10 protein-coding genes are annotated in these 12,878 nt (G+C 34.5%); 9 read left to right on the forward strand and 1 reads right to left on the reverse strand.

Translation table 11 applies throughout. The annotated features are described in order from the left end of the window. Positions 1-41: 41 nt before the first annotated feature. A complete protein-coding gene (locus FNJ88_RS00585; RefSeq protein ID WP_143851230.1) occupies positions 42-515 on the reverse strand; it encodes a hypothetical protein in 474 nt (157 codons plus the stop codon). A 125-nt stretch (positions 516-640) separates the two neighbouring features. Here FNJ88_RS00585 and FNJ88_RS00590 point away from each other — a divergent pair, with 125 nt between their 5' ends. The 9 genes from FNJ88_RS00590 (at position 641) to FNJ88_RS00630 (ending at position 12,877) form a co-directional block, all read left to right on the forward strand. Next, on the forward strand, positions 641-2,767 hold the full coding sequence (locus tag FNJ88_RS00590; protein WP_143851231.1) for a S9 family peptidase: 2,127 nt from the start codon (positions 641-643) through the stop codon (positions 2,765-2,767). Between the two features lie 181 nt (positions 2,768-2,948). After that, on the forward strand, positions 2,949-3,680 hold the full coding sequence (locus FNJ88_RS00595) for a hypothetical protein (protein WP_143851232.1): 732 nt from the start codon (positions 2,949-2,951) through the stop codon (positions 3,678-3,680). Between the two features lie 56 nt (positions 3,681-3,736). Continuing rightward, entirely contained in the window at positions 3,737-4,747 is a 1,011-nt protein-coding gene (locus FNJ88_RS00600; RefSeq protein ID WP_143851233.1) for a sensor histidine kinase, read from the forward strand. After that, on the forward strand, positions 4,744-5,493 hold the full coding sequence (locus tag FNJ88_RS00605; RefSeq protein WP_143851234.1) for a LytR/AlgR family response regulator transcription factor: 750 nt from the start codon (positions 4,744-4,746) through the stop codon (positions 5,491-5,493). The genes FNJ88_RS00600 and FNJ88_RS00605 overlap by 4 nt, the downstream gene beginning before the upstream one ends. A 224-nt stretch (positions 5,494-5,717) precedes the next feature. Next, complete coding sequence (locus tag FNJ88_RS00610) at positions 5,718-7,001, forward strand: DUF819 domain-containing protein (RefSeq protein WP_143851235.1); 1,284 nt, start codon at positions 5,718-5,720, stop codon at positions 6,999-7,001. Between the two features lie 133 nt (positions 7,002-7,134). Next, positions 7,135-8,733 carry a peptide MFS transporter gene (locus FNJ88_RS00615; protein ID WP_143851236.1) on the forward strand — a complete coding sequence of 533 codons (1,599 nt, stop codon included), beginning with the start codon at positions 7,135-7,137 and terminating at the stop codon, positions 8,731-8,733. A 150-nt stretch (positions 8,734-8,883) separates the two neighbouring features. Beyond that, a complete protein-coding gene (locus FNJ88_RS00620; protein ID WP_143851237.1) occupies positions 8,884-10,635 on the forward strand; it encodes a peptide MFS transporter in 1,752 nt (583 codons plus the stop codon). A gap of 159 nt (positions 10,636-10,794) precedes the next feature. Further along, entirely contained in the window at positions 10,795-12,306 is a 1,512-nt protein-coding gene (locus tag FNJ88_RS00625; RefSeq protein WP_143851238.1) for a peptide MFS transporter, read from the forward strand. Between the two features lie 37 nt (positions 12,307-12,343). Beyond that, on the forward strand, positions 12,344-12,877 hold the full coding sequence (locus FNJ88_RS00630; RefSeq protein ID WP_143851239.1) for a thioredoxin family protein: 534 nt from the start codon (positions 12,344-12,346) through the stop codon (positions 12,875-12,877). The last annotated feature ends 1 nt before the right edge of the window (position 12,878 follow it).

The raw sequence follows: 12,878 nt of genomic DNA on the forward strand, positions 1-12,878 counted from the left end.
ATCTTTCACTAGTTAAGTTCCTCTTTTAACGGCACTTTGTTCTAAGATTCTTTTGATCTTGAAACTCCAATTTCATATACATTTGCTTGTTTCAGGTATTTCGAACGTTCTCTCGAAGTCACCGATTCAAATTCATTATTTTTAAGGACAATAATAGGATCTTCTGCGATTTCAACCTCTCCGTTTGAAAAATATTTCTCTTCTGGGCTTTCACCATCTAAATCGGATTTAGTTTCTTGCAAATGATCAGCATATTCGCGAAACTCCGGATCTGCAGAATGAATAAATTTATATTCCGGTCCAGCTTCCACGAAAAAATGAAGTTTCCTGTTGACCAGACCAGCTTCATTTGTAAGTACGGGATTATCGTTTCCATCCTTAAATGCGACTTCAACCAATGTCCCTAAATTTTGTGCAGCATAATTTTGAGCATCTTCAAAGGTTGGGAAGCCTGTCATTATATCTTGGTCATTCATCTGGTATTTTGTCAATTTTTCTTTATCAAAGGTTTCCATAATTTATTAAATTTTAGTTATTTGTATTATAGAATATCAATAACATTGCCACAGAATTAAGTATTAATAAAGTTTAACGGTATTTTAAGAAAATACCTATCTTTGAATTCTTATCAAATTATATTATGAAAAAACTATTCGTATCGATTTCTATTTTAACTTCTGTAGCATTATTCTCGCAGGAAATCACTTTAGACAAAATCTATTCGGGATACTATCGTGGTAAAGGAATTTCCGGAATTTCTTCCCTTAAAAATGGAGAGAATTATGCAGTGATCGAAGCAGGCGGAATTGCAAAATACTCTTATAAAACTACTCAAAAAGAAGGCAATCTCGTAGACGGAAGATATCAGTCTTATAATTTCAATCAGGACGAGTCTAAGATTCTTTTGCTCAAGGAAAGTGAACCAATCTACCGTCATTCTTTTCTAGGTAAATTTGATGTAAAAGAGATGGCTTCAGGAAAAGTTATCAATCTAAATAATGCAAATTTTGTTCAAGAACCAACCTTCTCACCCGACGGAAATAAAATTGCATTTATCGCAGATAACAATTTGTTTTATCAGGATTTAAAGTCTGGAAAAATTACGCAAATCACCTTTGATGGTAAGAAAAACTCAATCTTAAATGGGCTTGCAGACTGGGTGTATGAAGAAGAATTCGGCCACGCAAAACTATATGAGTGGACGCAAAATTCCGATGCTATTGTTTTTGTTAAGTCTAATGAATCTGAAGTACCAGAGATGATGATTCCAATTTATGGCAAACAACTCTACCCTTCCGAAATGCGCTTTAAATATCCAAAAGCAGGTGAAAAAAACTCAGTTGTTTCAGCTCAACTTTACCGTTTAGATAACGCTAAAACAATTGCTCTAAATCTAAGTAATTTTAAAAACTACTACATTCCTGATGTTTATAAAACTGCAAAAGCAGACGAAATTATTTTGATCACTTCTGAACGATTACAGAACGCTTCTGATATTTTAAAAGTAAATACCAAAAATGGATCGATTACGAAATTATTTACGGAATCGGATAAAAGATGGATTGATACCGATAATGTTACTTTAGAATTTTTAGCGGACAACTCTTTTATATGGGGAGCAGAACGAGATGGAAACAGACATTTGTATTGGTACGACCAAAATGGAAAATTAAAAAAACAAATCACCAAAGGAAACTGGGAAGTAACCAATTACTATGGTTATAATCCTAAAACAAAAGAAGTTCTGGTACAAACTACTCAACAAGGAAGCATTAATAGAGTAGTTTCTAAGGTGAATATTGAAAATGGTAAAGTAACTGTGATCTCAAATACAACCGGAACGAACAGTGCTAATTTTAGTAATAATTATAACTATTTCATTGAAACTTCTTCTTCAGCGGCAAAACCTTATACCTTCGTTTTGAAAGATGGAAACGGTAAAACGCTCAAAGAACTTCAAAATAATGAAGAACAATTAAAAAAACTGGAAGCGGATAATATGGTGAAGAAAGAATTTATCACTATTCCAAATGAGGTTGGCGATCAAATGAATGCTTGGGTAATGAAACCCAAAGATTTCGATCCAAATAAAAAATATCCATTATTTATGTTTCAGTATTCTGGTCCTGGATCGCAGCAAGTGGCTAATTCTTGGGATCAAGGAAACGGTTTATGGTTCAATCATATAGTACAACAGGGATATATCGTAGCTTGTGTTGATGGTCGCGGAACAGGTTACAAAGGAACAGACTATAAAAAAGTAACTTATCTAAATTTAGGCAAGTATGAAATAGAAGACCAAATTGCAGCAGCAAAATGGTTTGGTAAACAGTCTTATATTAACAAAGACAGAATCGGAATTTTCGGATGGAGTTTTGGCGGTTATATGGCAAGTTTGGCGCTGACAAAAGGAGCGGATGTTTTCAAAACTGGAATAGCAGTCGCACCAGTAACCAATTGGAGATATTACGATTCGGTATATACTGAGCGATTCATGAGAACACCTCAAGAAAACCCAGCAGGATATGATGATAATTCGCCAACGAGTTACGCACAATTGTTAAAAGGTAAATTTCTCTTAATTCACGGAACGGCAGATGACAACGTACATTTCCAGAATTCGATGGAATTTTCAGAAGCATTAATTCAAAACAAAAAACAGTTTGAATTCATGGCGTATCCAGATAAAAATCACGGTATTTACGGAGGGCAAACAAGACCTCAACTTTACCAGAAAATGACCGATTTTATTCTGAACAATCTGTAGAAATAAAATTAAGAGTATTGAAATAATGAAATACATAGCCACCCAAAATTCTGGGTGGTTATTTTTATTTTACAATTTCCCCTTTTCATCTCGATTTTTCCTTGATTGATTGATATTTAATTAAAACAGAAATGAACTAAGCTACATTTGTATCATCATTAATAAACAAATAAATTATATTATGAAAACAACTGTTAAAATGCCTTTTGGAATAATCCTTTTGTTCACCGCATTCACTCTTTTTACGCTTCTAAATTCATTCAGATTAGAGAAAAAGATTGAAAATTTCGATGAAATCAATGTGAAAAGAATTAACATCATCGAAAAAGATGGTACGATCAGAATGGTAATAGCAAACAAGGAACTTCAACATTCTGGAAGAATGGATGGTAAAGATTGGGAAAAACGGGAAAGACAGGCGGGGATGATTTTTTTCAACGATTTAGGTGATGAGTGCGGGGGATTAATTTATGCAGCAAAGAAAAATTCTGATGGAAGTGTAAATAGCGGAATGTCAATCACTATGGATCGATACCGAGATGATCAGGTACTTCAGATATTGAATGATGAATCAATCAAAGGCGACAAAATCATGTCACAGCGAGGTTTTTTCGTCAATGATTATAAAAGTTTGGAAGGAATTGATGCACGAAATAAAGCTTATAAAGACGCAGAAAAAATTACTGATGAAAAATTGAGAAATGAAAAGCTTCGTGAAATTTCAAAAAATCACGGAAGTAGTAATCTGCTGTTTTTAGGCAAAACCAAAGGTAATTCTCAAGGATTATTTATAGCCGATCAAAATGGACAACCAAAATTGATGATTTATGTAGATGATAAAGGACAACCAAAAATTCAGACTTTCGATGAAAAAGGTGAAATTAAAGATTTTCTATTGACAGGGAACAAATAAAGTATTAGTTTGGGTATTTTCTTTCGGGAAATATACCCATTTTTGATCTACTAATTATGAGTACAAAAAAATTGTTCCTGAATATTTTCTTCGTTCTGGTTTTCATCGTATTAATAAATACGATTCAAACGTACGTTTTACATATTACAAGAAGATTTGGTGACATTGATTTTTTCAAAATACCAACTCATATTTTTGGAATCTTTGCCTGCATCATCTCTCTCCTGAGCACCATTTTAGCTTGGAAAGTAACGTTGAAAATTCATGTAGGACAAATTTCTAAAATTCTTGCAGCATTCGTTACATCCGTCTTAATTTACGCAGTGCTTGGCAGTCTTTTCTACATTGCAGAGCGGTACATATTTTACGGGATAGGTACTACATTTAATATGCTTGTAGGTAATTTTGTCTTTACCACTGTGATCTATCACTTATACGTAAGTGGTCTGTCTTTATCATTCTTTTATTTTAAAGAAAGCTCAGAAACAGCTGCTAACCTTAAAAATACAGAAAAAGAAAAGGACATCCTACAATATAAAATCTTACAAAAGAATTTGGAACCGCATTTTCTTTTCAATAATCTGAGTGTGCTTTCTGGCTTAGTGAAAAAAAGGCCTCTTGAAGTTGAGTCTTTTGTTGATGACTTTTCAGACGTATATCGATATTACCTTGAACATAATGAAAAGCAATTAGTAAGTCTTGTTGAAGAACTTCATTTTCTGAGAAAATATATCTCTTTAATGAAAAAGCGATTTAAAACTGGATATTCTTTTCATATCGATATAGTAGACGAAAGTGGTTATATATTGCCTTGTGCTTTGCAGTTGTGTGTAGAGAATGCGATTAAACATAACCGAGGTTCTGAAGAAAATCCCTTACAAATTTCTGTAAAAAGAAGCGAGAATATGATCAGTATTATTAATGATTTCAAACCTGTAGATTTCACTTCGGGCTCGGGACTCGGGAATCAGTTTCTTCAAAAAAGTTATCAGCTCAATTTTGCAAAAAATATAAATTTTGTTCAGACAAATAGTCATTATACCGTTGAAATACCTCTACTTTTATGAAAGTTTTAATTATTGAAGATGAAGATCTGAACGCAGAAATCATTACTGAACATCTAAAACAATACGATACAGATATTGACATTGTAGCCCATTTAAAAAGCAAAGAAAAAACGCGTAAGTGGCTTCTACAAAATGGACAAGTGGATTTGGTGTTCAGTGACATTGAGCTTTTGGATGGCAACGTATTTTCGATGCTTAAAGATAACCTGATCACCTCTCCTATTATTTTTACGACCGCATATAATAACTTCTATCAGGATGCTTTTGATGTGAACGGAATCGCCTACCTTTTAAAACCTATCAGTTTCGATCGTTTTTCAAAAGCAATGAACAAATTTGAGAATTTAGGACCGGCTGGAAAAAAAACTGATTGGCAGGAAATTTCTAATTTGCTTCATCAAAAAACAAAACAATATAAAGAAAGAATCATCATTAAAACCGCAACGGAAATTCAGATTCTTAATATCGAGAAAACAGCGGCAATTCTTTCTAATTCTGGAAAATTAACTGCCGTTGATGATCTGGGGAAACAGCATGAATTTCGATACAAGCTTTCAGAATTGGCCGAAGAACTAAATCCAAAAACCTTTTTTCAAATTAACCGCGGGGAGCTTGTAAATATTAACTTTATCGAGAAAATAGAACCATACTTTGGTGATCGTCTTTCCATTAAAATAAAAAATTTAAAAATAAATTTAATTACTAGCGCCACTGCTACTCCCGATTTTAGGAAGTGGTTAGAATAATTATCTATTGACCCTGGTGTTTTAGGAAATAGTGAATGACCACCTAAAAATCTTAATTAATAGAAAATCAAAAGAACTGCGGAATATAAAAACAAACATTACCGCAACCCCTAATTTCATCGCGGACCATTTTCAAAAAGATAAAATCCAGTTTCAAATTATTTTTTATCCGAGCGGATTAAGACAAAAAGTTTATATTTGTTTTTATATTTATAAATATTCAAATGCAAGAAGCCCTAATATCGCCTTTTTTCACCAATAATGTTATTGTTTTAGGAATTTTGGCGCTGTCTTTAGCAGCCATTTTTTATACGTCTTCATTGAATAGTTGGAAGAAATTCTACACGATCTTTCCGGCTTTGCTTCTTTGTTATATGATTCCTGCGGTCTTAAATACCACGAATATTATTTCGAGTGAGACTAAGGAATATGAAGAATTATACTACGTTGCAACCCGTTATCTGTTACCATCTTCCCTACTTTTACTTTGTATCGGCATCGATTTGCAAGGCCTTGTCAATTTAGGTTGGAAACCAATCGTAATGTTCTTAGCAGGTACTTTTGGAGTTGTAATTGGTGGTCCTATCGCTTTATTAATTTTTAGTCAGATTCATCCTGAAACTGTATCAGGAATGGGTAATCAGGAAGCTTGGCGTGGCTTGTCAACCATTGCAGGAAGCTGGATTGGTGGAGGGGCAAACCAGACTGCAATGTTAGAAATTTTTGGTTTCGACAAAACCTTGTATGGCGGAATGATCTTAGTGGATATTGTAGTTGCTAATATATGGATGGCTATCCTACTCTTTCTCATCAGTAAAAATGATAAAATCAACCTTTGGTTAAAGGCAGATAATTCTTCCATTCAAAATTTAATTGATCGAGTTGAAAACTATTCTTTAAGTGTACAAAAGCAGCCCACTTTAAAAGATTACATGCTGATGTTTGGGATCACCTTCGGTGGACTGGCCATTTCTTACTATTTCGCGGAACTTGTTGCCAATACCTTATCAAAAATACCTGCTTTCAGCGATCCACAATCATTTTTTAATTCCTTTACTTCCAGTTTTCTCTGGCTCATCTTATTTTCTACAGTAATTGGAGTGATTGCTTCTACAACAAAATTAAGAAGTTTAGAAGGAGCTGGAGCGAGTAAAATAGGTAGTGTTTTCATTTATATTCTAGTCGCTGTAATTGGAATGCGCATGGACATTTTGCAAATTTTCGAAAATCCATTCCTTATCATTTTAGGAATAGTTTGGATGATTGTTCATGTTATCATCCTTTTTGGTGTTGCAAGATTAATTAAAGCACCATTCTTCTTTATAGCGGTTGGAAGTAAAGCCAATATTGGCGGAGCGGCTTCTGCTCCTGTTGTTGCGGGTGCATTTAATCCTAGTTTGGCACCGGTTGGCGCCTTATTAGCAATTTTGGGATACATTATTGGAACTGTAGCGGCATTATTTTCTGCGCTAATTATGGAGTGGATCACTATAAACTTCATTCTATAACTATATTTTTTATACGAAATTGTGACATATTCAAAAAAAACTATATTTGTCCAGTTCATTAATTGAATATTGTTATTAAAAACAACCAAATAATCTCTTAATAAAGAATAAATAAGAAAAAAACCTATATAAAATGGAAGTAAATCAAGATGAAATTTTAGTAAAACATCTCGCAAAGGAAGGAATTGACAATAAAATGGTGATGGGACATCCAGCCTCGCTTTTTGTATTATTTTTTACAGAAATGTGGGAACGGTTCAGTTACTATGGAATGCGTGCCTTATTGACTATATTTTTAGTATCAAAATTAACTGAAGGTGGTTGGGAATGGACGAATGAAGATGCCCTTCAACTTTACGGATGGTACACAGGATTAGTATATCTTACTCCATTATTGGGTGGGATTATAGCGGATAAGTTTACAGGTTACCGTAAAGCCATTCTCATCGGAGCTTTGGTCATGACCCTCGGGCATGCCGCGATGGCAATGGAAGGATTGTCTGCCACATTTTTCTATATAGGTTTAGCCTTGATGATTCTCGGAAACGGAATGTTTAAACCAAATATCTCATCAATGGTTGGTCAACTTTATCCTGACAGCAGTGCAAAGAAGGACTCAGGTTATACCATTTTTTACATGGGAATTAATGCAGGAGCTTTTTTAGGGATGATGCTTTGTGGATATATCGGTGAAAAAATCGGTTGGCATTTTGGTTTCGGACTCGCAGGAGTGTTCATGTTTTTTGGTTTATTACAGTTTTATTTTGCTCAAAAAATATTTGGAATTATTGGTACAAGTCCAGCTAAAAATGAAGAAGTTGCTGCTATTTTCGAAGAAGAAAATCAATTGTCAGATGCAGAAGAAGTATCAAGCAGACCAGCAGTTATTCGTGATCGACTGATCGTGATCGGTATATTTATGGTGGCGAGTTTATTTTTCTTCTTTGCCTTCGAACAGGCAGGTGGATCAATGTCTATCTTTGCAAAAGATTATACTCAAAGATCTCTTGATGGTAACGCAGGACTTATATTTAAATGGGTGGATACTTTTCTAACCATATTCCCAATAGCGATTGTTACGTATGTTCTATATCTTCTTTCTAAGCAGATTGCGAAAAAATACCCATTAACAATTGTTTTCACCGGTCTTTCTTTTGTGATTATCTGGGGATTAGGAATTTGGAAGATTAATAGAGAGTTTAATCAAGATAATGCCGAAGTTGCAGCTTCATGGTTTCAAATTTTAAATTCGTTCTTTATTATTACAATGGCTACTTCATTCAGTAAATTCTGGGAAAAGAAGTGGAATCCCTCTGGTCCAGTGAAATTAGCCTTAGGTTTAATTTTAGTAGGATTTGGATTTGTATTCTTAGCTTATGGAAGTATGAGTATTCCCTTAGGAGCAAAAACGGCTTCTGTGAGTATGATTTGGTTAATTTTAGCTTACTTTTTCCATACTGCGGGTGAACTTTGTTTATCTCCAGTTGGTTTATCATATGTAAGTAAACTTTCACCGAAAAAATTCATCGGGTTACTCTTCGGTTTATGGTTTACTGCTTCTGCGATTGCCAACTTTATTGCTGGTCAAACTGGAGCAATGATTGATAAAATATCTGAAACGTACGGAATGTCGACATTCTTTATCTTTATTGGTGCAATCCCTGTATTTGCTGCGGTATTACTATTATTATTCAACAAGAAACTTGTTAAAATGATGCACGGTATTCATTAAAAAATAAAACTGTCTTAACTGAATAGCTAAAGATTTCATGTAACCACCGAATTAATCGGTGGTTTTTTTGATTAAAATTGCGAAATGCCTTTGTAAAAACTGAAAAAAAACTATATTTGCGAATCTTAACAAATATTTAACACTAAAAAAATGGATAATACTGAAGCATTAGATGCGCCAGAACAATTTCTAGAAGGAAAGCCCGTGGGAAAACATCCCAAAGGTTTGTGGGTGCTTTTCGGAACAGAAATGTGGGAGCGTTTCAATTTTTATGGAATGCGCGCACTGTTGACGCTCTTTATGGTTAACTCTTTATTAATGAAGGAAGGTGATGTTACCATAATTTACGGTGGATTTTTGGCACTTTGTTATCTTACTCCAATGCTTGGAGGGTTTATTGCAGACCGATTCTTAGGAAATAGATATTGTATTATTGTCGGAGGAGCTTTAATGGCGATCGGGCAATTTTTAATGTTTATGAGTGCTTCTACATTCGATTCCAATTTAAGTTCTGCGCAAATGCTGATGTGGGTTGCATTAGGAGTGATTATTTTTGGAAATGGCTTCTTTAAACCGAACATTTCTTCCATGGTGGGAAGTCTCTATCCGAAACAGGAAAAATCGAAATTAGATTCAGCTTTTACCATTTTCTACATGGGAATTAACTTAGGAGCTTTTTTAGGTCAGTTTATTTGTCCTTTTTTAGGAGATGTAAAAGATGCAGGTGGAATGAGAGATATTCACGCGTTCAAATGGGGCTTTTTAGCCGCATCTATTGCCATGGTAATCGGAACTTTAACTTTTGTTCTGCTTAAAAACAAATATGTTGTAACACCGGAAGGAAGACCAATTGGTGGATTGCCAAGTGAAAACACCGCAGAAGATTTTGAAGAAGGTGAAGCTCAAACCGCTAATTTCTCCGGAAAATCAATCGGTATCGCTGTGGCTATTTTTGTATTAACATTCTTTGGCTTCCAATATCTATTTGTAGATAAGATCGGATTTGGTTCCGTTGGAATGGGAGAATTTGTGAAAGCCGTAATTTATCCTTTCATCTATTCTATGGGACTTGCTTTAGCCTATCTAATCATGTCAGCAACCGAAAATAAAGTAGAGAGAGACCGGATCTGGGTAATTTATATTGTATCCTTTTTCATCATTTTCTTCTGGGCAGCTTTTGAACAGGCAGGATCTTCTTTAACCTTTATTGCAGATAACCAAACCGACAGACATATTTTCGGCTGGAATATGCCACCATCCATGGTACAGATTTTTAATGGTTTATTTATTGTGATTTTGGCAGTTCCATTCAGTATGCTTTGGGACAAGTTGAGAGCAAATAAGAAAGAACCCGTTTCGCCTTTAAAACAAGCAATTGGACTTGGTTTAATCGCTTTAAGTTATTTAATTATCGCTTACAATGTAAAAGATTTAGGAAACTCAGGTCTTTTAGCTGTAAAATGGTTGATTTTACTTTATCTGATCCAAACAATGGGTGAACTTTGTTTATCACCAATTGGTTTATCTTTAGTTGGTAAATTAGCACCTAAGAGATTTGCATCATTGTTATTTGGAGTATTCTTCATTGCCAATGCAGCAGGTTATGCTTTATCAGGAACTTTAGGGTCAATATTACCTGCAACTGGTGACAAATTCCAAAAAGCTTCAGAATTAGGCATTAATCTTCAGGATGTTTTAGATAAAAAAGTTACTTTAAGTGCAGATCAATTATCTCTTCTTAATAAAGAACAAATTTCAACGGTATACAATAGTTTCGTTGGATTTGAAATTCATAATTTATTTGAATTCTTCATGGTATTTGTTATTCTTTGTGGAATTGCAGGAGCAATTTTAGCATTAATTTCTCCTATCTTGAAAAAAATGATGCATGGTGTAAACTAGAAACATTTTCAAAATAAAATACAAACCTCTGATTACTTCAGAGGTTTTTTTTATAAATTCGTACGTTGGAAAATTCTGAAGATATTTTAATTATTCATTTTTAAAGAATACATTTAGAAATCCACGCTTTCAGAAAATCTTTAATTAACTACGATACTTATGAATCTAACGCTCGAACAAATTCAGGATTTCAAAGGAAAATATCCTAAACAAATTTGGTCCCTCTTTTTCTCGGAAATGTGGGAACGTTTTTGTTTCTACGGAATGCGCGGAATGCTTGTATTCTTTATGATTTCACAATTGAATCTTGATGAGAAAGATGCGAATTTACAATACGGAGCCACACAGGCTTTCGTTTACGCTTTTACGTTTGTAGGAGGTTTATTTGCTGACAAAATTTTAGGATTCCGAAAATCTTTGTTTTGGGGTGGATTTCTAATGATCATTGGAAGTTTAATTTTAGCGTTCGATCCTCATCAGTACTTCTTTTTAGGAATTTCATTTACCGTAGTAGGAACCGGATTCTTTAAACCAAATATTTCTACCATGGTTGGTAAGCTTTATAAGAGCGGGGACAACCGTACCGACGCGGGTTTTTCTTTATTTTACGCAGGGATTAACTTAGGCGCCCTACTTGGCGGTTATCTTTGTATCGCTATTGGGAAAGGCGAATTACTATCTCATTTAATCCCGGAAGGATTGCATTGGAATGTCGCTTTCGGTTTAGCAGCAATAGTAATGGTCATTAGTTTGGTTAATTTCGTATTTACGCAAAGAACCTTAGGGCCGATCGGGCTTCAACCCCAAAAAGCACTTGCTAATGGAGACTTGGTCTCCATGGAGAAATGGAAGGAATATGGGGTTTATGCATTGTCTTTAATTTTCATTCCCATGATTATGGTGATGGTAGCAAAAACAGAGTATACCGATTATTTCATGTACACTATCGGACCACTAACCTTAATTTATCTATTTTATGAAATGTCCAAAGTCAGTAAAGCAGAGCGAAGCAAACTATTCGCAGCACTGATTTTCATCCTTTTCTCCATCATATTTTGGGGAATTTATGAACAAAGTGGTGGCTCGCTCAGTATTTTTGCTGCCCATAATTTAAATAACGATTTATTGGGTCTGGATCCAAACGGGGTCAACAATTCGGGTGGTGCATTTTTCATTTTATTAGTGGCGGTCCCGATCGGTTTACTTTGGATTTGGTTAAGCAAAAAGAAATTGGAACCGAATACTATCATTAAATTCGGTTTAGGTTTTATATTCTTAGGCTTAGGTTTTTACGCCATTTATGCGACTAAATTCTTTGCAAATGCTGCAGGGGTTACTTCCCTGAGTTTATTTACGATTGCGCTTTTTATCATAACCTTGGGAGAAATGTGCCTCTCACCAATCGGACTGTCGATCATGACCAAACTCTCCACCCAAAAATTGCAGGGAATGATGATGGGATTATGGTTCCTGGCTTCAGCGTACGGGCAATATGTTGCTGGTCTTATTGGAGCTAATATTGCAACCGCTAGAGAAGGTGCTTCAAATATTGAAAAATTGGAGGCATACACATCAGGTTATAAAGATTTAGGTTTATATGCAGTAATTGCAGGAATAATTCTAATTGTAATTTCACCTTTGGTCAAGAAATTGATGAGAGAAGTTCGTTAGCATTTAACCTCTCATCAGTTTAATTATCAAAATGACAATGAAAAAAATTACTGCCTTTTTTATATTTTTTATTACCCTGTCTGTATCTGCACAAGTAAAGTGGATGACTTTGGAGGAGGGAACAGCTGCACAAAAAATAACACCAAAAAAACTATTTATTGATTTCTACGCGGATTGGTGTGCACCATGCAAAATCATGGATAAAACCACGTACAATCATCCTGTTATAGCCCAATATCTTAATGAGAATTACTATCCCGTAAAATTTAATGCAGAAGGAAATGAAAAGATCACTTTATTTGGAAGAGTTTTTTCGAACACAGGTTTCGTACGTGGTAAGCAAAAGAACTCCATGCATGAATTAACAAAATATATGAATGTAAATGCTGTTCCGTCTATTGTTTTCTTAGATGATAAAGGAAATCCTATAACTATTTTACAGGGAGCATTATCTGCAAAAGAACTGGAACCATACCTTCCCTTTATTGCGCATGATGATTTCAAGAAAATCAGCACAAGAGAACAATGGGAAAATTATCAGAAAAAATTTAAATCCAGCATTAAAGATTAAG

This window comes from Chryseobacterium sp. SNU WT5 (assembly GCF_007362475.1).
Classification (GTDB): domain Bacteria; phylum Bacteroidota; class Bacteroidia; order Flavobacteriales; family Weeksellaceae; genus Kaistella.